The sequence below is a fragment of the Kitasatospora sp. NPDC048545 genome (assembly GCF_040651155.1).
In the GTDB taxonomy this organism is placed as follows: domain Bacteria; phylum Actinomycetota; class Actinomycetes; order Streptomycetales; family Streptomycetaceae; genus Kitasatospora.
Genome location: NZ_JBEZIQ010000005.1, coordinates 140,583 through 163,574 on the forward strand (window position 1 = coordinate 140,583; position 22,992 = coordinate 163,574).

At 71.6% G+C, this 22,992-nt stretch carries 18 protein-coding genes; 5 read left to right on the forward strand and 13 right to left on the reverse strand.

All coding sequences use genetic code 11. The annotated features are described in order from the left end of the window. The first annotated feature begins 164 nt into the window (after positions 1 to 164). Positions 165 to 1,223, forward strand: a complete 1,059-nt coding sequence (gene disA, locus AB0D10_RS07405) for a DNA integrity scanning diadenylate cyclase DisA (RefSeq protein ID WP_360253112.1) — start codon at positions 165 to 167, stop codon at positions 1,221 to 1,223. Positions 1,224 to 1,409: 186 nt separating this feature from the next. Here the strand turns inward: disA and AB0D10_RS07410 are convergent, their stop codons facing one another. Then, positions 1,410 to 2,279, reverse strand: a complete 870-nt coding sequence (locus AB0D10_RS07410; protein ID WP_360252795.1) for a hypothetical protein — start codon at positions 2,277 to 2,279, stop codon at positions 1,410 to 1,412. Positions 2,280 to 2,544: 265 nt separating this feature from the next. Here AB0D10_RS07410 and AB0D10_RS07415 point away from each other — a divergent pair, with 265 nt between their 5' ends. After that, positions 2,545 to 3,420: an A/G-specific adenine glycosylase gene (locus AB0D10_RS07415; RefSeq protein WP_360253114.1), complete on the forward strand. Its 876-nt coding sequence runs from the start codon at positions 2,545 to 2,547 to the stop codon at positions 3,418 to 3,420. 150 nt (positions 3,421 to 3,570) lie between these two features. On the opposite strand, the gene AB0D10_RS07420 is transcribed toward AB0D10_RS07415, so the two are convergent. After that, a complete protein-coding gene (locus AB0D10_RS07420) occupies positions 3,571 to 5,166 on the reverse strand; it encodes an MDR family MFS transporter (RefSeq protein ID WP_360252798.1) in 1,596 nt (531 codons plus the stop codon). 223 nt (positions 5,167 to 5,389) lie between these two features. On the opposite strand from AB0D10_RS07420, the gene AB0D10_RS07425 reads away from it, so the two are divergent. After that, a complete protein-coding gene (locus tag AB0D10_RS07425) occupies positions 5,390 to 6,097 on the forward strand; it encodes a helix-turn-helix domain-containing protein (RefSeq protein ID WP_360252801.1) in 708 nt (235 codons plus the stop codon). Positions 6,098 to 6,104: 7 nt separating this feature from the next. Here AB0D10_RS07425 and AB0D10_RS07430 read toward each other — a convergent pair whose 3' ends face one another. From AB0D10_RS07430 to AB0D10_RS07465, 8 genes are all read right to left on the reverse strand, one after another. After that, positions 6,105 to 7,118, reverse strand: a complete 1,014-nt coding sequence (locus AB0D10_RS07430; RefSeq protein WP_360252804.1) for a M23 family metallopeptidase — start codon at positions 7,116 to 7,118, stop codon at positions 6,105 to 6,107. Between the two features lie 667 nt (positions 7,119 to 7,785). Continuing rightward, a complete protein-coding gene (locus AB0D10_RS07435) occupies positions 7,786 to 10,131 on the reverse strand; it encodes an immune inhibitor A domain-containing protein (protein ID WP_360252807.1) in 2,346 nt (781 codons plus the stop codon). A 342-nt stretch (positions 10,132 to 10,473) separates the two neighbouring features. After that, on the reverse strand, positions 10,474 to 12,993 hold the full coding sequence (locus AB0D10_RS07440; RefSeq protein ID WP_360252810.1) for an ATP-dependent Clp protease ATP-binding subunit: 2,520 nt from the start codon (positions 12,991 to 12,993) through the stop codon (positions 10,474 to 10,476). Positions 12,994 to 13,634: 641 nt separating this feature from the next. Beyond that, positions 13,635 to 13,985: an Lsr2 family protein gene (locus AB0D10_RS07445; protein ID WP_360252813.1), complete on the reverse strand. Its 351-nt coding sequence runs from the start codon at positions 13,983 to 13,985 to the stop codon at positions 13,635 to 13,637. Between the two features lie 92 nt (positions 13,986 to 14,077). After that, positions 14,078 to 14,614 carry an amino-acid N-acetyltransferase gene (locus AB0D10_RS07450; protein WP_360252816.1) on the reverse strand — a complete coding sequence of 179 codons (537 nt, stop codon included), beginning with the start codon at positions 14,612 to 14,614 and terminating at the stop codon, positions 14,078 to 14,080. Between the two features lie 9 nt (positions 14,615 to 14,623). After that, the gene (locus AB0D10_RS07455; RefSeq protein ID WP_360252819.1) at positions 14,624 to 15,094 is read right to left on the reverse strand and encodes a BlaI/MecI/CopY family transcriptional regulator; all 471 of its coding nucleotides are present in this window, start codon (positions 15,092 to 15,094) and stop codon (positions 14,624 to 14,626) included. Positions 15,095 to 15,400: 306 nt separating this feature from the next. Further along, positions 15,401 to 16,957 carry a bifunctional lysylphosphatidylglycerol synthetase/lysine--tRNA ligase LysX gene (gene lysX, locus AB0D10_RS07460; protein ID WP_360252822.1) on the reverse strand — a complete coding sequence of 519 codons (1,557 nt, stop codon included), beginning with the start codon at positions 16,955 to 16,957 and terminating at the stop codon, positions 15,401 to 15,403. Positions 16,958 to 17,093: 136 nt separating this feature from the next. Further along, the gene (locus AB0D10_RS07465; RefSeq protein ID WP_360252825.1) at positions 17,094 to 17,843 is read right to left on the reverse strand and encodes a hypothetical protein; all 750 of its coding nucleotides are present in this window, start codon (positions 17,841 to 17,843) and stop codon (positions 17,094 to 17,096) included. 81 nt (positions 17,844 to 17,924) lie between these two features. Between AB0D10_RS07465 and AB0D10_RS07470 the strand changes: the two genes are divergently transcribed. Both AB0D10_RS07470 and AB0D10_RS07475 read left to right on the forward strand, forming a co-directional pair. Continuing rightward, the gene (locus tag AB0D10_RS07470; RefSeq protein WP_360252828.1) at positions 17,925 to 18,560 is read left to right on the forward strand and encodes a SigE family RNA polymerase sigma factor; all 636 of its coding nucleotides are present in this window, start codon (positions 17,925 to 17,927) and stop codon (positions 18,558 to 18,560) included. Between the two features lie 62 nt (positions 18,561 to 18,622). Further along, positions 18,623 to 19,495 carry a hypothetical protein gene (locus AB0D10_RS07475; protein ID WP_360252831.1) on the forward strand — a complete coding sequence of 291 codons (873 nt, stop codon included), beginning with the start codon at positions 18,623 to 18,625 and terminating at the stop codon, positions 19,493 to 19,495. A gap of 7 nt (positions 19,496 to 19,502) precedes the next feature. Here AB0D10_RS07475 and AB0D10_RS07480 read toward each other — a convergent pair whose 3' ends face one another. Genes AB0D10_RS07480 through AB0D10_RS07490 form a run of 3 tightly spaced genes read right to left on the reverse strand, consistent with a single transcriptional unit; the run spans position 19,503 to position 22,982 of the window. Further along, positions 19,503 to 20,288, reverse strand: coding sequence for a type III pantothenate kinase (locus AB0D10_RS07480; protein ID WP_360252834.1), 786 nt, complete (start codon positions 20,286 to 20,288; stop codon positions 19,503 to 19,505). 47 nt (positions 20,289 to 20,335) lie between these two features. After that, positions 20,336 to 21,304: a carboxylating nicotinate-nucleotide diphosphorylase gene (gene nadC / locus AB0D10_RS07485; protein ID WP_360252837.1), complete on the reverse strand. Its 969-nt coding sequence runs from the start codon at positions 21,302 to 21,304 to the stop codon at positions 20,336 to 20,338. Between the two features lie 4 nt (positions 21,305 to 21,308). Beyond that, on the reverse strand, positions 21,309 to 22,982 hold the full coding sequence (locus AB0D10_RS07490) for an L-aspartate oxidase (RefSeq protein ID WP_360252840.1): 1,674 nt from the start codon (positions 22,980 to 22,982) through the stop codon (positions 21,309 to 21,311). Between the last annotated feature and the right edge of the window lie 10 nt (positions 22,983 to 22,992).

The window sequence follows — 22,992 nt, forward strand, 5'->3', positions numbered from 1 at the left end:
CCCAGTCTCATTGGCCAGAAGGCAGTACCGAGCGGTACTGAGCGACAGAGCAACAGACCGCGGACCGGCGCACGGCGCGAGGCGCGCGGCACGGGGTCGACCGGAGGAGTCACGTGGCAGCCAGCGACCGGGGGGCGGACAAGGCCTCCCGTGAGGAGGCCCTGCTGCGGGCCTCCCTCACCGCCATCGCGCCCGGCACGGCGTTGCGTGACGGCCTGGAGCGGGTCCTGCGGGCCAACACCGGTGGCCTGATCGTGCTGGGCTTCGACAAGACGGTCGAGCCCATCTGCACCGGCGGCTTCGTCCTGGACGTCGAGTTCACCGCGACCCGGCTGCGCGAGCTGTGCAAGCTCGACGGCGCGGTGGTGCTCGACAAGGACATCACCAAGATCGTCCGGGCCGGCGTGCACCTGATGCCGGATTCGACCATCCCGACCGACGAGACCGGCACCCGCCACCGCACCGCCGAGCGGGTCAACCGGCAGACCGGCTTCCCGGTGGTCGCGGTCTCGCACTCGATGCGGCTGATCGCGATGTACGTCAACGGCACCCGCCGGGTGCTGGAGGACTCCACCACGGTGCTGTCCCGCGCCAACCAGGCGCTGGCCACCCTGGAGCGCTACAAGCTGCGCCTGGACGAGGTGGCCGGCACGCTCTCCGCGCTGGAGATCGAGGACCTGGTCACGGTCCGGGACGTCACGGCCGTGGCCCAGCGCCTGGAGATGGTCCGGCTGATCGCCACCGAGATCGCCGGCTACGTGCTGGAACTCGGTATCGACGGCCGCCTGCTCTCGCTGCAGCTGGACGAGCTGATCGCGGGCGTGGAGCCGGAGCGCGAACTGGTCGCCCGGGACTACTTCCCGGAGCGGGCCGCCAAGAAGGGCCGGACGGTCAACGAGGTGCTGGCCGACCTGGAGGCGCTCACCCACGCCGAGCTGCTGGACCTGCAGACCGTCGCCAAGGCGCTCGGCTACTCGGGCTCGCCGGAGTCGCTGGACTCCGCCGTCTCGCCGCGCGGCTACCGCCTGCTGGCGAAGATCCCGCGGCTGCCCAACACGGTGATAGAGCGCCTGGTCGAGCACTTCGGCGGCCTGCAGAAGCTGCTCGCCGCGAGCATCGACGACCTGCAGACGGTCGAGGGCGTCGGCGAGACCCGGGCCCGCTCGGTCCGCGAGGGCCTGTCCCGCCTTGCCGAATCGTCCATCCTGGAGCGCTACGTCTGACCCGCCGCGCGGACGGCTCACGGCTCACGGCCCCCGGGGAACGTTTCCCCGGGGGCCGTCCCGTGTTCCCGCCCTGCCGCGCCACCCGTGCGCCGGAGCGGAGCCGGAGGTGGGGCCGAAGCGGGGCCCGGAACGCCGGAGCCCCCGGCCGCGCGGCCGGGGGCTCCGAGCGGAGTCGACCGGGCCTCAGTTGTCCAGTCGGATCGAGGCCCGCGCGGAGACCTTGTCCCCGGAGAGCCCGGTGAGCTCGGCGAGCACCACGTACGTGCCGTTCGCCGGCGGAGCCAGGTCGCTGGTCGCGCACTGCGGCTTGCTGCGGCTGCGGTCCCAGGTGAAGGTCTCGGTCTGGCTGCCGCTCGCCGCCAGCTGCACCCAGATGCTGCCCCGGTCGGTCGGGCAGTCGCCGGAGGACCAGACCCGGTCGCCGTTGCTGGCGCTGACGGTGATCGCGGAGGCGGCCCGGCCCAGGTCCACCCGGCAGTTGGCGCCGGAGGAGTTCTTGACCGTCAGGGCGAGCCGCGGCTTGTCCTTGGGCTGGTACGAGTTCTGGGTACCGGCCAGTTCCAGGGCGACCTGCGAGGAGGCGCAGACCGGAAGCGCCATGATCTCGGGGGTGTTGAACGCCGGGGCGCCGCCGCCGGTGCCGCCCGTGCCGCCGGAACCGCCCGCCGCACCGCCACCGGTGCCGCCGCCGCTCGAACCGCCCGCGGGGGCCGGGTTGGCGCCGCCGGTGCCGCCACCGCTGATGTTGACCTCGGTGCCGCCACCGCCGGCCACCGGGCCGCCGCCGGGGTTGCTTCCCGAGCCGCCACCGGGGCGCGCCGCGGGGCCGCTCGGCGAGGCGCCGGGCGTGATGGCCTGGGCCGGCGTCTGACTCTGGGTCGGAACGGCCTGGGCGGCCTTGTTCGACGAGCCGCCGTCACCGCCCCCGCCCTGATCGTTCATCAGCCAGGCGATCAGGGCGACGACCGCCGCGACGGCGGCGAGCACGACGACGCGCCGACGCCAGTAGATCGAGGCCGGCAGCGGTCCCACGGGTTGACGCAGAGAGGGCACGACCAAACTCTACGAGACTGTGTGTGGCGTTTGACTCACCAACACCGCACAGTCGCCCCTTCCTTCACATGATCCGCCATTTGATCCGTTCGAGGGAGCCTCGGAGGGCTGATTTCCGGGAAATCCTCCGGGGCATCCGGACCTGTCTCCTCCGCTTCGGCCGGCTCAGCGGGCGTGGGAGGATCGAAGGGCCATGACTGCTGACCTCACCACCGCCGCCACAGCCACCGCCACCGCCACCGCCGTCGACGGCGTTCGACTGCCGATGCCCCTGCCGCTGTTCCACTCCACCGTCCTGGACTGGTACGAGGCGACCAAGCGCGACCTGCCCTGGCGGACCCCCGACGCGACGCCCTGGGCGGTCATGGTGAGCGAGTTCATGCTCCAGCAGACCCCCGTCAAGCGCGTGCTGCCCGCCTGGGAGGCCTGGCTGACCCGCTGGCCGACCCCGGCCGCCCTCGCCGCCGACGCGCCCGGCGAGGCGGTCCGGATGTGGGGCCGGCTGGGCTACCCGCGCCGCGCGCTGCGGTTGCACGCGGCCGCCGTGGCGATCACCGAGGAGCACGGCGGCGAGGTCCCGGACGACCACGCCACGCTGCTCTCGCTGCCCGGGGTGGGGGAGTACACCGCCGCCGCGGTCGCCTCCTTCGCCTTCCGCCAGCGGCACGTGGTGCTGGACACCAACGTCCGCCGGGTCTTCGCCCGTGCGGTGACCGGCGTCGAGTACCCGGCCCAGGCCACCACCGCGGCCGAGCGCCGCACCGCCACCGGGCTGCTGCCCGACGACGCCGAGACCGCCGCCACCTGGGCGGTCGGCGTGATGGAGCTGGGCGCGCTGGTCTGCACCGCGCGCGGCCCGGAGTGCGGGGAGTGCCCGCTGTTCGTCGGCTGCGCCTGGCAGCGGGCCGGCCGCCCGCCGTACGAGGGCCCGGCGCGACGCGGCCAGTCCTACGAGGGGACGGACCGCCAGGTGCGCGGCAAGCTGCTCGCGGTGCTGCGGGAGGCGCACGGCGAGGTCGAGCAGGTCCGGCTGGACGCGGTCTGGCCGGACGCGGTGCAGCGGGCCCGGGCGCTGGACGGCCTGGTCGCGGACGGCCTGGTCGAGCCGGTCGAGCAGGGCGTCTACCGACTGCCGCAGTAGCCACCGGCGAACCGCACCGGACCGCGGGGACCGCACCGGTCGGCACCGGACCGCGCCGACCGCGGGGCACCGCGACGGCCCCGGACGAACGACGGCGCCCCCGGAAGGACGAACCTTCCGGGGGCGCCGCGGTCGTGCCGGGCGGGACCGTCAGACGGCCGCGGCCTCCAGCGAGGCCTCGGCCGGCTTCTCGCCCTTGCCCGTCCCGCGCAGCGGCACCTCGCGCAGGAACAGCGCGGCGGCGATCGCGATCACGGCCACGCCAGCGCCCCACAGGAAGACGGTGTGCATGCCGTTGGACACCGCGTGGTGGTAGGCGTCCTGGATGTTCTCGGGCAGCTTGCGCAGCGCGGCCGGGCTCATCTGGCCCGGGTCCTTCACACCGCCGCCCGCGCCGGCCTGGTCGCCGAGCTTCTCCTTCATGGTGTCGGTCACCCGGTTGTTGAACAGCGCGCCGAACAGCGCGACACCGAAGGAACCGCCGATGGTGCGGAACAGGGTGGCGGTGGAGCTGGCCACGCCCATGTCCTTGAGCTCGACGCTGTTCTGCGCGACGAGCATGGTGATCTGCATCAGGAAGCCCATGCCGGCGCCGAGCACGATCATCCAGCAGGCCGAGGTGAAGCTGCTGGTCCCGGTGCCCATGGTGGAGAGCAGGACCATGCCGCCGGTCATCACGATGGTGCCGATGATCGGGTAGATCCGGTACTTGCCGGTCTTGGTGACCGCCTGGCCGACCACCAGCGAGATCACCAGCATGCCGAACATCATCGGCATCAGCAGCAGGCCGGAGTTGGTTGCCGAGGCGCCCTGGACGATCTGCTGGTAGAGCGGCAGGAAGACGGTCGAGCCGAACATCACGAAGCCGACGACGAAGCCGATGATCGAGACCAGGGTGAAGTTCAGGTTCTTGAACAGGGTGAGCGGGAGCATCGGCTCCTCGACCCGCTGCTCCACGTAGCAGAAGGCGATCAGCGAGGCGGCGGCGAGCGCGGCCAGGCCGAGGATCTCCTTGGAGCCCCAGGCGTACTGCTGGCCGCCCCAGGTGGTGATCAGCACGAGCGAGGTGATGCCGACCGTGAGCAGGATCGCGCCCAGGTAGTCGATCTTGGCGGTGCTGCGGACCTTCGGCAGCTTCAGGGTGACGATGACGACGGCCAGCGCGACCACGCCGAGCGGCAGGTTGATGTAGAAGGTCCAGTGCCAGCTCAGGTGGTCGGTGATGAAGCCGCCGACCAGCGGGCCGCCGATGGTGGCGAGCGCCATCACCGCGGCGAACATGCCCTGGTACTTGCCGCGGTCGCGCGGCGGAACCAGCGCGCCCATGATCGACATGACGCCGACCATCAGACCGCCGGCGCCCAGGCCCTGCACGGCGCGGAAGCCGATCAGCTCGTTCATGTTCTGCGACAGGCCGGACAGTGCCGAGCCCACCAGGAAGATCACGATCGAGGTGAGGAAGGTGCCCTTGCGGCCGTACATGTCGCCGAGCTTGCCCCAGATCGGGGTCGAGGCGGCGGTCGCCAGGGTGTAGGCGGTGACCACCCAGGACAGGTGCTCGGCGCCGCCGAGGTCGCCGACGATGGTCGGCATCGCGGTGCCGACGATCAGGTTGTCGAGCATGGCCAGCAGCATGGTGACGACCAGGCCGACCATCACGAGGCGGATCTCGCGGGGTGACCGCGGCTGCTCCTCCTCGGCCGTCTTGTCCTCCGGTACCGGGCCGGCGGTCTTGGACTGTGACATGAGGTGGGGTCTCCCGGAGGGGTGGGTCGGACGGAGCATCGGGCCGGTCGGCGGCTCACTTACTTGTCGCCCGGCTAGTTTATCGATCGTCGGCACGGTAAGTTGTTCACTAGCCGGTCGTCAAGCCAGTTTTCGAACCAGCCACCCGGGCAGGGAGAATGTTGTCCGGGGCGGACGCCACCGGGAGTCCGCAGCAGTCACCGACGCAGTCATGAGGCAGGCCATGGGCACTCCGCACAGCCCCCGCAGCGACACCCGGGCTCGCATCATCGAGGTGTCGCTGGAGCTCTTCTCCGAGCAGGGCTACGAGCAGACCTCACTGCGGGAGATCGCCGACCGCCTCGGTGTGACCAAGGCCGCGCTCTACTACCACTTCAAGACCAAGGACGACATCGTCCTCGGCATCGTCGAGCGGATGGCCGCGCCGATCGACGAGACCGTCGCGTGGGGCCGCACGCAGGCCTGGAGCCCGGAGATGCGCGACGAGCTGATCCGCCGCTTCGCGGACGGGATGGCCGAGCGGGCCCCGCTGCTGCGCTTCTTCCACGAGAACCAGCCCGCGCTGCGCGAGTCCCCGGCGGGCCTCGCCTTCCGGGACCGCATGATCACCATGATGCAGCTGGTACACGGGCCGGATGCGGACTTCGCGGACCGGCTCCGGGCCGCGATGGCGCTGTTCACCGTCCACTCGGCGCTGTTCCTGCTGAAGCAGGACAACGCGGACTGCGGCCACGCCGAGAACGTCTGGGGCGAGCCGCTGGACACGGCGACCACCTTGCACGAGGCGATCGGGACGGCCCGGGACATCGCGCTGGAGATCGGCGGCAGGATCAGTCACCCGGCGGTGCCGGCCCCCGATTCGCCGAACGCGGCGGATCTGCCGAACGCCGCGGACGCGCCGAGCGCCGCCCCGGCCGCCGCGCGTCCGTGAGGACCGGTCAGAAGTTCGTGACGCCGTGCCCCGCGAGGTACGCGATCGGGTTGACCACCGCGCCGTAGCGGTTGCTGGTGCGGATCTCGAAGTGCAGGTGTGGCCCGGTCGAGTTTCCGGTGCTCCCGGACAGCCCGATCCGCTGGCCGGCCGCGACCTGCTGGCCGGCCGAGACCGCGAGCGAGGACATGTGCGCGTACTGCGCGAAGTGCCCGTCCGCGAGCCGCAGGACGACCTCTTTGCCGTACGCGCCGTCCCAAGCGGCCGACACCACCGTGGCGTTTCCGACCGCCAGCAGCGGCGTGCCCGGGGAGACCGCGAAGTCCACCCCGGTGTGGTAGCCGGCCGCGTAGCTGCGGTTGGCCACCCCGTACGGGTTGCTGGTGGGCGCGTCCGGCACCGGCGCCGACCACTCGGGTGCGGGCGCCGGCGCCGGGGCGGGTGCGGGCTCGGGTGCGGGCGCCGGTGCGGCGGCGGGAGCGGGCTCGGCCGGGGCGGGCGGCTCCAGCGGCAGCAGGTTGTCCGCCACCGCCACCAACTGCTGGGCCGTGCCGCCGTCTTCGGGCAGCTTGTACGGGCTGGGCCCGGACACCTGGACCAGCCCGGCGTTGGGCACCTCCGCCCGCGGCGCGGTGAAGGCCGAGCTGCCCGGCGTGGTGGGCAGTACGGTCTGGGCCGAGGCGCTGCCGGGGGCGGCCACCAGCAGCACGCCGGCGAGCAGTGTCGCGGCGGCCCCGACCGAGGCCAGCGCGTGGTCGTGCTCCGCCCGCTGGCGGCTGCCCGGCAGGGTCGTGTGCCGGGGCGTGGCGAGCGTGCGCAGCGGTGCGACGTGGGTACGGACGGCGTCGTCGAGCCGGGGCTGCCAGGCCGCGGTCAGGGCCACCGTGCGGGCGGCGAGCCGCTGCAGGGCCGGCCCCACGGGCGGTACGTCGGCGGCGAGCGTGCGCAGGGGCTCGACACGGGTGCGGACGGCGTGGCCGAGCCGGCGCAGGGCCGGCCCCACGGGCGGTACGTCGGACATCGGTGGCCGTGCCTCACTGGTCGTTCGGGGGCAGCACGAAAGGCCCGTTCGGGGCGTGCTGAGCGGGGGACCACTCAGGTGTAACCGGCACCGGACGGACTCCCAAACGGTGTGACGTACGACGCCGGGTAGTCGATGTGACGCCGACCGTCCGGTCCGGCCAAGTGCCGATCATGGGATCCGATCGCCGACGCCAGCTCCCGGGCGCCCCGCCGTCCCGCTCGGCCCCACTACTACCGCCGGTCGTACCGGGTCGGGGGCCTGTGACCAGCACCACGCGTGGGCGGGGTTCGACGGGTTCGGTCCGCATCGGTCCGCACTGCCGAGCGGCCCGGTCGACTGCGGGGCCATCGACGCATGGACGACGCCGGGAGCGAGGACCCCGACGCCGGTGACCGCCCGAGTGCGGCGGACCGCCGCTTCGCCGCCCTGCGCGGCTGCGAGCACCGCCGTCGCCCTCGGCCCGACCGCCGCCGGTATGGAGGCGGCGGCCGCCGCTCGACGAGGCACCCCCGCCCGACGAAGCACCGCGCCTGACGCGGCGTCGGCCTTTGGCGGGGCGTCCGGCCCTGCACAAGCGTCCGGCCCGCCCCCGCGCGGTGCGGGGACGGGCCGGACGTGGAGTTGTCAGAGCTGCCTGGTCACAGGCTGATCGCTACGGGCTCGATCAGTTGTCGACCGGGCGGACCCGGATCCAGGTCTCCAGGTAGTTCGAGGACTCGTTCTCGACCTCGATGCTGGTGCCGGTCTTCGGCACGTCGACACCGGAGTACGGGTTGTCCTTGGACCACCACGACTTCAGGTCGCTGAACTCGTCGACGCCCTTCGACTTCGGGACGACGGTCTCGACGCCGGCCTTGTGCAGGGTCAGCGCGGGGACGCGGCGCGAGCCGAAGGTGGAGTCGAAGCCCTGCACGCGCGGACGCATCAGGGTGCCGTCGCTCCACTTGATCGGGGTCGGGTGCGAGTCGACCGGCAGGACCAGGCCGTGGCCCGGGTGGGCGCTGACGTTGTTGTCGGTCTGGGAGGTGTCCCAGTACCAGATCAGCAGACCGGGCTGGTACGCGTAGTGCTCGACCCAGCCCGGCTTGTCGGCGAAGCCGAAGTTGTACGGGCCGGTCTTCAGCGTCGCGTCGAACGACACGTACTGCTTGTTCTCCGCGATGTAGTACTGCGCGTAGTCCTTGGTGTACGAGCCGGCGAAGCGGGTGAAGCCGGTGGCGGCCCAGCCGTTGTCACCGTTCTCCACGTCGTCGCTGAACAGGGTGGCGCCGTCGGCGACCACCGCGATGTTGTCCAGCGCCAGGCCGCGGTAGTGCAGGCCGCCGTCGGTGGTGTTGTGGTAACGGAACTGGATCTTCTGGCCGGCGTAGGCGTCCAGGTTGAACGACAGGTCGCCCCAGGTGGCGGCCAGGCCGTTCACGGCCGGACGGTTGTTCTCGCGCGGGAGCGCGGTGCCGTTCCAGGTGCCGTCCACGACGGTCCAGGTCTTGCCACCGTCGGTGGAGACCTCGCCGAAGGCGTAGTCGAAGTCCGGCTCCAGCTCGTACCAGGCCTTGGCGTTGATGCTGGCCTTGGTCTTGCCGGTCAGGTCGATGTCACGGGTGAGCGTGACGTTCAGGTTGTCGGCGCTGCCGCTCCACCACTCGTTGCCGCCCGCGAACGGCTTGTTGATGTCGGTGGTGATGCTCTTCTTCGGCAGGTCGACGAGGAGCGCCTGCGGCAGGTCGGTGTTGTACTCCACCGGGCCGATGTGGTGCGTCGACTCGGTGCCGGCCTTGGCGCGGTCGACCTTCAGCCAGCCGAGCTGGTACTTGCTCCAGGCGTCGAGGTCGTTCGGCATGTCGCCGATGCTGTTCTTGCCCTCACCGAGCCAGGAACCGGAGGACATCAGCGACCAGAAGCCCACCGAGTTGTCGATGCCCTTGCCGGCGGTGTCGTAGAGGTCCGGCAGACCGAGGTCGTGGCCGTACTCGTGGGCGAAGACGCCGAGGCCGCCGTTCTCCGGCTGCATCGTGTAGTCGCCGATCCAGAGACCGGAGTTGCCGACCTGGACGCCGCCGAGCTTGTTGCCCTCGGGGCCGGCCGAGCCGGTCAGGTTGCCGTAGACGTACGAGCGGTGCGCCCACAGGGCCTTGCTGCCCTGCTTGCCGCCACCGGCCGACTTGTCCTCGCCGGCGTGCACGATCTGGAAGTGGTCGATGTACCCGTCGGGCTGGTTGAAGTTCCCGTCGTGGTGCGAACCGTAACGGTCCCACTGGTCGTACTGGGCCAGCGTCGCCTTGACCTGGGCGTCGGTCTGACCCTTGGCCAGCTGGTCCTTGTACCAGATGTCCACGGCGTCGCGGATCAGGTCCTGCGCGCTGGCGCAGACGTTGGAGCCGCAGTAGTCCGAGCCGTACCGGGCCTCGTTCCACGGCACCCGGACCCAGTCCGAGACCACGCCGTCGACCGAGTAGCGGCCCGAGGACTGCTTCTCGTAGAAGGTCTTCAGCGAGGGCTTGTCCTTGGAGAAGTACAGGTCCTGGTAGTGCTGCTGGTTGTAGTCGGCCTGCCACGCGGTCGAGTTGTTGGTGGCCGGGTCCGGCTGCGCGATCTCGTTGTGCTTCGGGCCGGCCTCGCCGCCGTACTTGACCTTGCCGTCAGGCGTCTTGGTGGTGTTGTCCACCTGGTCGCCGAAGTCGACCAGGATGGTGAAGATCTTGTCCGTGCGCTCGCGGGCGAGCTCCACGTACTTGTCCTTGCCGAGCTTCACGCTGGTGCTGCCGTTGTGCTGCTCGACCTGGGCGGTGCCGTTGAGCAGCTTCTCGGTGGCGGCCTTCTGCTCGGCCTCCACCTTCGCGGTCAGCGGGCCCGGGATGTTGTGCTCGGTGTTCTGGACGGCCTCGGCCGGGTCCTTCGGCACGGGGGCCGAACCGGCCGCGACGGCGGTGGACGGGAACAGGCCCGCGCCGAGCGTGACTATGACCGCTGCGGCGGTGGCAGCCGCAGCGGTTCTCCTGGTGTTCTTCAACGTTGTGACGTCCTCCCCGACCGGGGCCAGCTCTTGGCCAAAGCCCGGCAAACCAAAATGAAAGACAGGTGGACGTCATTTGATACAAGCGTGCACAAAAAAGATAGACCTTGACCATGACATGGCCACGGCGCTATGCTCCGCGACTTCCCATCAGCTGACCATCTGTCAACCGTATGTTGATTAAACCTGGCTGAGAAATCGGCCGCACCCGTACCAACCAGGGCGGAGGCCGTCCGTCCCGTCCCGCCGCGGCACCGGGTGCGGAGGGGCGGAACGCACCGAGCCCCCGGCGCGGACGCCGGGGGCTCGGTTGCTGTGAAGTTGTCTGTTAAAAGTTGGCTACTTCGTCAGGTCCGGACCGGACGAGGCGACCGCGGCCGGGGTGTCCGCGACGGCCGACTTCTCCTCGCCGCGGAACGTGAACTTGGCGCTCTTGCCCTCGCCGTCGACGTCGACGACGACGATGTGGCCGGCCCGCAGCTCACCGAAGAGGATCTTCTCGGAGAGGTGGTCCTCGATCTCGCGCTGGATGGTGCGGCGCAGCGGACGGGCACCCAGGATCGGGTCGTAGCCGCGCTTGGCCAGCAGCTTCTTGGCCTCGACGCTGAGCTCCAGGCCCATGTCCTTGTCCTTGAGCCGCTCGTCCACCTTGGCGATCATGAGGTCGACGATCTGGATGATGTCTTCCTCGGACAGCTGGTGGAACACCACGATGTCGTCGACTCGGTTCAGGAACTCGGGGCGGAAGTGCTGCTTGAGCTCCTCGCCGACCTTCGCCTTCATCCGCTCGTACCCGGTCTGGGTGTCACCCGTGGCCGCGAAGCCCAGGTTGAAGCCCTTGGAGATGTCCCGGGTGCCGAGGTTGGTCGTCATGATGATGACGGTGTTCTTGAAGTCGACCACGCGGCCCTGGGAGTCGGTCAGGCGACCGTCCTCCAGGATCTGCAGCAGCGAGTTGAAGATGTCCGGGTGGGCCTTCTCGACCTCGTCGAAGAGGACGACCGAGAACGGCTTGCGGCGGACCTTCTCGGTCAGCTGGCCGCCCTCCTCGTAGCCCACGTAGCCGGGCGGGGAGCCGAACAGCCGGGAGACGGTGTGCTTCTCGGAGAACTCGGACATGTCGAGCGCGATCAGCGCGTCCTCGTCGCCGAAGAGGAACTCCGCCAGCGTCTTGGACAGCTCGGTCTTACCGACACCGGACGGGCCGGCGAAGATGAACGAACCGCCGGGGCGCTTCGGGTCCTTGAGGCCCGCACGGGTGCGCCGGATGGCCTGGGAGAGCGCCTTGATGGCGTCCTTCTGGCCGATGACGCGCTTGTGCAGCTCGTCCTCCATGCGCAGGAGGCGCGAGGTCTCCTCCTCGGTCAGCTTGAAGACCGGGATGCCGGTGGCGGTGGCCAGGACCTCGGCGATGAGCTCCTCGTTGACCTCCGCGACGACGTCCATGTCGCCGGCCTTCCACTCCTTCTCGCGCTTGGCCTTGGCCTGCAGGAGCTGCTTCTCGTCGTCGCGCAGCGACGCGGCCTTCTCGAAGTCCTGCGCGTCGATCGCGCTCTCCTTCTCGCGGCGCACGTCGGCGATCTTCTCGTCGAACTCGCGCAGGTCCGGCGGCGCGGTCATCCGGCGGATGCGCATGCGCGAGCCCGCCTCGTCGATCAGGTCGATCGCCTTGTCCGGCAGGAAGCGGTCCGAGATGTACCGGTCGGCCAGGGTGGCGGCGGCGACCAGGGCGGCGTCCGTGATGGAGACCCGGTGGTGGGCCTCGTAGCGGTCGCGCAGACCCTTGAGGATCTCGATGGTGTGCGGCAGCGAGGGCTCCGCGACCTGGATCGGCTGGAAGCGGCGCTCCAGCGCGGCGTCCTTCTCCAGGTGCTTGCGGTACTCGTCCAGGGTGGTGGCACCGATGGTCTGCAGCTCGCCGCGGGCCAGCATCGGCTTGAGGATGCTGGCGGCGTCGATGGCGCCCTCGGCGGCGCCCGCGCCGACCAGGGTGTGCAGCTCGTCGATGAACAGGATGATGTCGCCGCGGGTGCGGATCTCCTTGAGGACCTTCTTCAGGCGCTCCTCGAAGTCACCGCGGTAGCGCGAGCCGGCCACCAGGGCGCCCAGGTCCAGCGTGTAGAGCTGCTTGTCCTTGAGCGTCTCCGGGACCTCGCCCTTGACGATCGCCTGCGCCAGGCCCTCGACCACGGCGGTCTTGCCGACGCCGGGCTCACCGATCAGCACCGGGTTGTTCTTGGTGCGGCGGGACAGCACCTGCATGACCCGCTCGATCTCCTTCTCGCGCCCGATGACCGGGTCGAGCTTGGCCTCGCGGGCGGCCTGGGTGAGGTTGCGGCCGAACTGGTCCAGGACCAGCGAGGTCGACGGGGTGCCCTCGGCGGGCCCGCCGGCCGTGGCCGACTCCTTGCCGCCGCTGGTCTGGTAACCGGAGAGCAGCTGGATGACCTGCTGGCGCACCCGGTTGAGGTCGGCACCCAGCTTGACCAGGACCTGGGCGGCGACGCCCTCGCCCTCGCGGATCAGGCCGAGCAGGATGTGCTCGGTGCCGATGTAGTTGTGGCCGAGCTGAAGGGCCTCGCGGAGCGACAGCTCCAGGACCTTCTTCGCCCGGGGGGTGAAGGGAATGTGACCGGACGGGGCCTGCTGGCCCTGGCCGATGATCTCCTCGACCTGCTGGCGAACGGCCTCAAGAGAAATCCCGAGGCTCTCCAGGGCCTTGGCGGCGACGCCCTCGCCCTCGTGGATCAGACCCAGGAGGATGTGCTCGGTGCCGATGTAGTTGTGGTTGAGCATCCGGGCTTCTTCCTGAGCCAGGACGACAACCCGCCGCGCGCGGTCGGTGAACCTCTCGAACATCGTTTATCGCTCCTCAGAGCGGTCGGGCAGTTCGGGGTCCGTCCCCGCCCTGTCCTTCCGCATGCTAGTCCCGCTCAGCGGCGCGGCCCACGGATTCACTCCCCGGTAGAGGAGCGAGATGCTGCGCGACCAGCCGACACCAATCCCAACCTGATGCTGGGAATCGGTGTTCCCACTGGTGGGCCGGATGCACCGGAATCCGCTACGCCATCGGCGAACAAGCGCCGCCGGGGCGCGGTCGGACCCTCTCCGGCCGGTCGCGCATACTGCCCCTGGACGGGCGCAGAACCCGTCCACCTGCATTCATACCCGGTATCGGGGCGCTTCTCGCGCAGTTTCCGCGGTGGCGGTGTTCGCCTGGCGAGAAGTCGGGCCGCGGTGACGGTGGTTCAACGGCGGCCGGGGTGGTCGGTACGCCGTCCCGGGGTGTCCGCGTTACCGCTTCGCCCCTACAGCGTTGCACAGCTCGTGATTGTTCCGCCGCCCGAGCACCCGTCCCGGACGTCCCTCGGTGCCGCGGCCGTGCCGGCACGCGCCGCGGGGCGCGGAGGAGAGTCCTCCGCGCCCCGCGCGTGTGTCGTCGGTGCCGTGCGCGACAGCCGGGGCCCCGCACCCGCTCCGGCGTGCCGACGGCGCCGGGATCAGGACGCGTTGGCCTTGTCGTAGGCCTCGCGGACCGTGCTCGGCACGCGGCCGCGGTCGTTGACCTCCATGCCCTGCTCCTTGGCCCACGCGCGGACCTTCGCGGTGTCCGGAGCGCTGCCGGAGGGGCGCTGGGCCGAGGTGCGGCCCGGCCGGCGGGCGCCGGCGAGCCGGCCGCTCTGCTTGCGGCCCTTCTCCACGTACGGCGCCAGCAGCCCGCGGAGCTTGTCCGCGTTGGCGCTCTTCAGGTCGATCTCGTAGGCAACGCCGTCGAGCGCGAACGTCACCGTCTCGTCCGCCGAACCACCGTCGAGATCGTCTTCAAGAATGACCTGCACCCTCTGTGCCACGGGCTTCCCTTTCCGCTAAACGACCCATTGCCTAAGGAAAGGAAAGCGCCTTTCTCCGGAAAACACAAACCCTTGACCCGCGCGGAGCCCGCTCAGAGGTGCAGCAGCATGCGCGAGTTGCCCAGTGTGTTGGGCTTCACCCGCTCCAGGTCAAGGAACTCGGCGACGCCTTCATCGTACGAGCGGAGAAGTTCTTCATAGACGTCCGTAGCGATCGCCGCCGGGTCTGTCGTACCATCATCGGTTTCCTGGAGCTCCCCGATCTCGACGAAACCGTGTTTCGCGAAGAAGGGGACCTCGAACGTCAGGCAGAAAATCCGACGGACGCCGAGCCAGCGCGCGGTCTGCACCAGCTTCTCCAGCAGCAGGTGGCCGATCCCGAAGCCCTGGCAGACCGGGTCCACCGCGAGCGTCCTGACCTCGGCGAGGTCCTCCCACATCACGTGCAGGGCGCCGCAGGCCACCACCGCGCCGGTGTCGTCCCGTTCCGCGACCCAGAACTCCTGGACGGATTCGAACAGTGTGACAGTGGGCTTGTCCAGCAGAATGCCGTCGCGCGAGTAGGCGTCGATGAGCCTGCGTACTGCCCGCACGTCCGTGGTCCGTGCGCGGCGGATGGTGACCTCCATGGCGGGACGTTATCGCGTCGAGCCCGCCGCGGTCCCACCGGTATCCGGTCCGTCGGTATCCGGTTCGCCGGTATCCGGGCCGTCCGTGGCGGCGGAATCCGCGCCCGCCGGATCGGGCGGGAACAGGGCGGCGACCCGCAACGCGTCCCGGAGTGCCTCGCGCTGCTCGGGCGACATCAGCCCGAAGAAGTGCACCAGGGCCGCCGCCGGATTGTCACTGGTGGCCCAGGCGTCGTTCATCAGGGCCGCCGTGTACGCCTCGCGCGAGGAGACCGGTTCATATCGATAGGCCCGGCCGGCCCGCTCGCGGCGCAGCCAGCCCTTTCTGTGGAGCTTGTCCAGGACGGTCATCACCGTGGTGTACGCGATTTCGCGTTCCGCCTGCAGATCCAGGAGAACCTCGCGAACCGTCACCGGCCGGTTCCACTGCCACACCCGGGTCATGATGGCGTTCTCAAGTTCGCCGAGTTGCCGGACCATAGTGCGGCCAGGATAGGGAGTGAATGGGGCAAATCTTGTGAAGTGCGCCAAACCGGCGCGCCGCCACCCCCGGGAATCGGGAATGGCGGCGCACCGGTCGTCCGGGGCGGCTGACGGCGTCAGTCGCGGGCCCGCTCGCGGGTCGCCCGGGGCCCGGGGGTCGTTCCGGGCCCCCGGGACGATCAGTCGAAGTCTTCCTTGGCCTTCTGGTTCCCGCCCTGGCTGCGGAAGATGGCCCGCACCAGGAACCCGAAACCGATCGCCATGACCAGCGGCGGCACGATCGCGCTGACGTAGTCCATCAGGTCACTCCTCCTCGGTCTTCTCCGCCGCCACGGCGGCGGCCTTCGGCTCCGGCTTGACCAGCGGGAAGAGCACGGTCTCCCGGATGTTCTTGCCGGTCAGCAGCATGATCAGGCGGTCCACGCCGAGGCCGAGGCCACCGGTCGGGGGCATCGCGTACTCCAGGGCGCGCAGGAAGTCCTCGTCCACCTGCATCGCCTCGACGTCGCCGCCGGCCGCCAGCAGGGACTGGGCGGTGAGGCGGGCGCGCTGCTCGACCGGGTCGACCAGCTCCGAGTAGGCGGTGCCGATCTCGGTGCCGAAGATCACCAGGTCCCACTTCTCGGCCACGCCCGGCACCGAGCGGTGCTGGCGGGTGAGCGGGGAGACCTCGGTCGGGTAGTCCTTGATGAAGGTCGGCCGGACGGCGTTCTCCTCCAGCAGGCGCTCGACCATCTCCAGCACGATCTGACCGTGGCCCCAGTCCTTCTCGAACGGGATGCCGTGCGCGGCGGCCAGCTTGCGCAGTTCCTCGACGGTGGTCTCCGGGGTGACCTCGGTGCCCAGGTGCGCGGAGACGCCCGGGTAGACGCTGACCTCCTCCCAGGGCTCGGCCAGGTCGATCTCGTGCTCCACGCCGTGCGCGTCCACGCCCTTGATCACCGTGGTGCCCAGCGCGTCCCGGGCCGCGTTGACGATCGTCTCGCGGATCAGCTCGGCCTGGGTGTCGTAGTCGCCGTAGGCCTCGTACGACTCCAGCGAGGTGAACTCCGGGTTGTGGGTGGAGTCGGCGCCCTCGTTGCGGAAGTTCCGGTTGATCTCGAAGACCTTCTCGGCGCCGCCGACCACCAGCCGCTTGAGGTACAGCTCGGGGGCGATGCGCATGTACAGGTCGATGTCGTACGCGTTGATGTGCGTCTTGAACGGACGCGCGTTGGCGCCGCCGTGCACCGGCTGCAGCATCGGGGTCTCGACCTCGATGTAGCCGCGGTCCTCGTAGGTGCGGCGGATCGAGCGGACCACGCGGCTGCGCAGGTGCAGGATCTCGCGGGCCTCGGGGTTGACGATCAGGTCCACGTAGCGCTGGCGAACCCGGGCCTCCGGGTCGGTCAGGCCCTTGTGCTTGTCCGGCAGCGGGCGCAGGCACTTGGCGGTGAGTTCCCAGCGGTCCACCATCACGGACAGCTCGCCGCGCTTGGAGGTGATCACCTCGCCCTCGACGCCGACCTGGTCGCCGAGGTCGATGTCGGACTTCCAGGCCGCCAGCCGCTCCGGGCCCAGCTTGTCCAGGGAGAACATCACCTGCAGGTCGCCGGTGCCGTCCCGCAGGGTGGCGAAGCACAGCTTGCCGCCGGTGCGGGAGAGGATCACCCGGCCGGTGATCCCGGCCCGCTCGCCGGTCGCGGTGTCCGGCTCCAGGTCCGGGTGCTTGGCACGCAGGTCCGCGATGGTGCTGGTGCGGGGGAATCCGACCGGGTACGGGTCGACGCCGGCCGCCCGGAGCCGGTCCAGCTTCTCGCGCCGGACGCGCATCTGCTCGGGAAGGTCGTCGGTCGCGGGAACAAGGCTCTGATCGCTCACCCCACAAGGGTAGCCAGCCACACACGGTGCTCCGCGCCGGGATTGGTCGTGAGGACGGAAACGGCGGTCCGGGCCGGAACGGCCGGAAGGGGGAGACCGGGTCGGCGGTCTCCCCCTTCCGGGCGGGCGGGGCGGCTCAGCCGGTCCCGGTGGCGAGCTCGATCTCCTCGGGGGCCTCGTCGGCGGGCGGGGCGGGCTGCGCGGGGGGCTTGGGGCGGCGCCCGAACAGCTCGGCCGGGGTGGGCATCCGGTGCGGGCGGGGCGGGGTCTTGGCGGCGGCGGGCTCGGCGGGCTGCTCCGGGCGGGAGTCGGTGCTGCTCATGGTGGTCCGTCCTCCTACAGGGGTGGGGTGACTGCTGGGGGGTGCGGCGGGGCTGGGTACGGCCACCAGGTGGCGGGGCTGGCCGGTGGCGAGGGCGAGGCGTTCGCGGACGGCGGCCTCGGCCAGCGCGTGGCAGCGCCCGGCCAGCCGCGAGCGGCGCGACCGTTCGCCGTGGCCGCAGGGCTGACGGGTCAGCCCGCGCAGTGCGGTGAGGTCCTCGGGCCCGGGCAGGTAGCCGTCCGACACCGCCTCCTCCAGCCGTTCCAGGTAGCCGGGCGCGCTGCCGGGCAGGGCGGAGCGGTAGCGGCCGAGGTCGGCGAGCAGGAAGGCGCGCAGTCGGCCGCCCTCCTGGACGGCCTCGTCGATCGCCTCGGTCAGACGCAGTGCGTCCTGGACGTCCTCCGCCCACAGCTCGGCGCCCGGTCCGGCGAAGGCCGGCCGGTCGGGCCCCTGGAAGTGGACGGGAACGGCGGGGTGCAGGGCTTGGGCGAGGGCTCGGCGCAGCACGCGGACTTCGTCGGCGCTGAAGGCCATGCCGCCGCGCGATCCGTGTGGCGTAGGCATGGGTTGACACTACGTGAGGAATATCCGATTTGTCGGTAACGTCGCGTGGAATTCCGCACGGTCGGGCCCGCCGGGAAAACCGTGCGCGGCACCTGTAACGCCACCCGGTGCACACCTGGTCATCCAAGTGACGGGGGGAGCACGGGGACGGGAGGCGGACGGGATGGAACCGGACGGACGGCGGACGGCGGCGCGGGACCGGCGGGGGACGAGGAGTTCCGGGCCTTCGCCGTCGCCCGGGCCCGCCCGCTCTACCGGTCCGCCTGCCTGCTCACCGGCGGGGACACTCACCTCGCCGAGGACCTGGTGCAGGAGGCGCTCGGACGGGTCTACACCCAGTGGCACCGCACCGCCTGGTTCGCCTCCAGGCCCCGGATCGACAACCCGGCCGGGTACGCGCACACCGTGCTGGTGCGGGCCTTCCTCTCGCACCGCGGCCGCCGCTCCAGCGACGAGCGCCCGGTCGGGACCGTTCCGGACGGGCCCGGCCAGCCGGACGACCCGGAACTGCGGCTGACCCTGGTGGACGCGCTCGGCCGGCTCGCCCCGCAGGACCGGGCGGTGCTGGTCCTGCGCTACTGGGAGGACCGCAGCGTCGAGGAGACCGCGGCGGTCCTGCAGAGCACCCCGGGCGCCGTCCGGACCCGGTCCCTGCGCGCCCTCGGCCGGATCCGCGCTGTCCTCGGCGAAGGCCTCGGCGAGCTCGCCGAACGCTGAGCCGCCGCACCGGCCCGGCGCCACCCCACAACGACCCGACCAAACGGAGAGGACGGTTCGGCATGCCCACGGAAGACCACGGGCCCGACCCGCAGTTCGAGCAGACCTTCACCGAGGCGATCGGCCGGGCCGGCGACGCCTACGACACCGATGCCGGCCCGCTGGTCGACACCGGCTGGGCCCACGGCCGCCGACTGCGCCGCCGGCGGCGGATCGGCACCGCGGCGGGCGCCGCCGCGGTGGCCCTGGTCGCGGCCGGCGGGCTGCTGCCCGGCGTCCGGGTCCCGGTGCCGGTCGGCACGGCCGCCGCCGCGGGGCCGGCCGCGATCCCCGGCCCGGAACTCGCGCGCATGGTCACCGGCCTGCTGCCGAAGGGCACCGTGGTGGTGGCCGAGGCCCGGGGGACGGAGAGCCGGGCGCCGCAGGTGCGGCTGGTGCTGGACGACGGCCACGGCCGGGCGCAGCTCCTGGCCTTCGTCACCCGCGCCCCGACGGGCGTCCGGCCCGGCTGCGTGACCGGACCCTTGATGAACGACCCCTGCACGGTGTCCGCCGATCCGGCCGACAACGTGATGACCAGCCGGCTGAACCCCCGGGTCGACGGGAAGGACGGGACGAAGATCTGGATCTCGGTCCTGTCGGCCGACGGCTACCAGGTGGTGGTCGAGGAGTGGAACGGCGAGCCGCTGGAGCCCGGCGCGTCGATCACCCGGGGGGACCCGCCGCTGACCGCGGACCAGTTGGAACGGGTGGTGCGGGACGCGGGCTGGCAGCGGGTCGCGGCCGCCCTGCCCGAGGGGCCCGGCGTCTCCTTCTGGCACACCTTCCCGCCCCGGACGACTCCGGAACCGGACGCGCGGCCGGGAGCCGTCAGCGTCGCCGTGCCACCGGTCCTGCCGTCCGGACTGCCGGTCCCCGGGGAGCCCGCCCGCTGAGCGCCGCTCAGCTCGGGCGGTTGCGCTCGAAGACCAGGCGCAGGCCGATGAGGGTGAGCCAGGGCTCGTGGACGTCGATGGTGGTGGCCTCGCCGAGGACCAGCGGGGCCAGGCCGCCGGTGGCGATCACCTGGACGTCGTCCGGGTCCTTGGCGAGTTCGCGGGCCATCCGCTCGACCAGGCCGTCGACCTGGCCGGCGAAGCCGTAGAGGATGCCGGACTGCATGCCTTCGACGGTGTTCTTGCCGATCACGTTGCGCGGGCGGGCCAGCTCGATCTTGCGCAGCTGGGCGCCGCGGACGCCGAGGGCCTCGACGGAGATCTCGATCCCGGGGGCGATCGCGCCGCCGACGTAGTCGCCGCGCGCGTTGACGGCGTCGAAGGTGGTCGCGGTGCCGAAGTCGACCACGATGCACGGGCCGCCGTACAGGTGGTTGGCGGCCAGCGCGTTGACGATCCGGTCGGCGCCGACCTCCTTGGGGTTGTCCATCAGGACGTGCACCCCGGTCTTCACGCCGGGCTCCACGATCACCGCGGGGACGTCGCCGTAGTAGCGGCGGGTCACCTCGCGGAGCTCGTGGAGCACGGCGGGAACGGACGAGCAGATCGCCAGGCCCTCCACCGTGGCCTCCCGGACCGCGGAGTGGTTGCCCATCAACCCCTGCAGCAGTACGGCCAGTTCATCGGCCGTGCGGCGCGGATCGGTGGAGATCCGCCAGTGTTCCACCACTTCCTCGCCGTCGAACAGGCCGAGTGTGGTCTGGGTGTTGCCGACGTCGATGGTGAGGAGCACGGGGACGCTTTCTGCGAGTCGGGACAGGACTGCTCTCGACCTGACGGTCAGGCGCGCAGGTCCAGGCCGATGTCCAGGATCGGGGAGGAGTGCGTGAGCGCGCCCACGGCCAGGTAGTCGACACCAGTCTGGGCGACCTCGCGCGCGCCGGCCAGGGTCAGGCCGCCGGAAGCCTCCAGCTTCGCCCGGCCGGCCACCAGGGCGACGGCCTCCTTCAGCTGCCCGACGGTGAAGTTGTCCAGCAGGATCAGGTCCGCACCGGCCTCCAGGACCGGCTCGATCTGCGCCAGTTCGTCGACCTCGACCTCGACCGGAAGCTCCGGGTACGCGGCCCGGACGGCCCGGAAGGCCTCGGCCACGCCGCCGGCCGCGACCACGTGGTTGTCCTTCACCAGGGCGGCGTCGGACAGCGCCATCCGGTGGTTGGCGCCGCCGCCGCAGCGCACCGCGAACTTCTCCAGCGCGCGCAGGCCCGGGGTGGTCTTGCGGGTGTCCCGGACGACCGCGCCGGTGCCCTCCAGGGCATCCGCCCAGGCGCGGGTCGCGGTGGCGATGCCGGACAGGTGGCAGAGCAGGTTGAGCGCGCTGCGCTCGGCGGTCAGCAGGTCGCGGGTGCGGGAGCGGACCGAGAGCAGCACCTGGCCGGCCTCCACCGCGTCGCCGTCCTCGACGTGCCGCTCGACCTCGAACTCCTCCTCGCAGACCAGCGAGAGGACCGCCTCGGCGACCCGCAGGCCGGCCACCACGCCCGCCTGGCGGGCGGTGAAGTCGGCGGTGGCGACGGCGTCGGCGGGCACGGTGGCGACCGAGGTGACGTCCTCGCCGCCGGCCAGGTCCTCGGCCAGCGCCAGGGTCGCGATGTCCTCGACCTCGACCGGGTCCAGCCCGGCCTGCTCCAGCAGCTCGGCCAGCTGCGGGTCCAGACCGGTCTCGTAGCCCTCGCCGTCCCCGCAGGCGCAGCCGTCGCCGCAGCCGGCCAGGTCGGCCAGGGGGAGTTCCTCGTGGGAGTGGGTCATGGTTCTACTGCTCCTCGGGGGTGCTGACGGGGTCGCCGGAGGCGGCGAGGGTGGTGATCAGGTGGCGTCGCCAGTGGGCGTCGTCGCGCTCGGGGAAGTCCTCGCGCCAGTGGCAGCCGCGGGTCTCCTCGCGCTGCGCGGCGGCCGCGACCAGCGCGGTGGCGACCAGCAGCAGGTTGGCGGCCTCCCAGGTCTCCACCCGGGGGTCGGCCGGCTTCTCCTCGGCCACGTGGAAGTGGGCCTGCTCGGCGAGGAGGGCGAGCCCGGCGGCGGTGTCGGCCATCGACGCGGCGGAGCGCAGGATGCCCGCGCCGCGCGACATCAGCCGCTGGATCTCGGCGCGCGCCTCGGACGGCGGCAGCGGGACGGGTCGCGCGGCGCGCGCGCCGGCGACGTCGACCGCGCGATCGGGCAGGTCGCCGGACCGGTGGCGGTCGGCCAGGTCGGCGGCGATCCGCTCGGCGAAGACCAGGCCCTCCAGCAGCGAGTTGGACGCCAGCCGGTTGGCGCCGTGCACGCCGGTGCAGGCGACCTCGCCGCACGCGTACAGGCCGGGGACGGTGGTGCGGCCGTGCCGGTCGGTGCGGATGCCGCCGGAGGCGAAGTGCGCGGCCGGAGCGATCGGGATCGGCTCGGTGACCGGGTCGATGCCGTTGGCGCGGCAGAAGGCGAGGATGGTCGGGAAGCGCTGCTCCCACATCTCGGGGCCGAAGTGCCGCCCGTCCAGGAACATGTGCTCGGCGCCCTGCTCCTGCATGCGCCGGGTGATCGCCTTGGCGACGATGTCGCGCGGGGCCAGTTCGGCCAGCTCGTGCTGCCCGACCATGAAGCGGACGCCGTCCGCGTCGACCAGGTGGGCGCCCTCGCCGCGGACCGCTTCGGAGACCAGCGGCTGCTGGCCCTCGGCCTCCGGGCCGAGCCAGAGCACGGTGGGGTGGAACTGGACGAACTCCAGGTCGGTGACGGCGGCGCCGGCCCGCAGCGCCAGGGCCACGCCGTCGCCGGTGGAGACCGCCGGGTTGGTGGTGGCGGAGAACACCTGGCCCATGCCGCCGGTGGCGAGCACCACCGCGCGGGCCCGGACGGCGCCGACGCCGTCGCGCTGGCCCTCGCCCATCACGTGCAGGGTCAGCCCGGCGGCGTGGCCGTCGGCGTCGGTCAGCAGGTCGAGGACGAGCGCGTGCTCGATCAGCTCGATGTCCGGGTCGGTGCGGACGGCGGCGACCAGGGCGCGCGATATCTCGGCGCCGGTCGCGTCCCCGCCCGCGTGGACGATCCGGCGGCGGTGGTGGCCGCCTTCGCGGGTCAGCAGGATCGCGCCGTCCTCGCCCCGGTCGAACAGGGCGCCGGTGGCGATCAGCCGGCGGACGGCGTCCGGGCCCTCGGTGACCAGGGTGCGGACGGCCTCCTCGTCGCAGACGCCGGCGCCGGCCACCAGGGTGTCGTCCAGGTGCTGCTCGGGAGTGTCCCCCTCGCCCAGGGCGGCGGCGACGCCGCCCTGGGCCCAGCGGGTCGAGCCCTCGTCCAGCATCGCCTTGGTGACCACCATGGCCCGCAGGCCGGCCTTGCGGACGTTGAGGGCGACGGTGAGACCGGCCACCCCGGAGCCGACCACGACCACGTCGGTGGTGGCGGTCCAACCGGGGGCCGGGGCGGTGAGGCGATGGGTAACGGACATGACTCAGTGG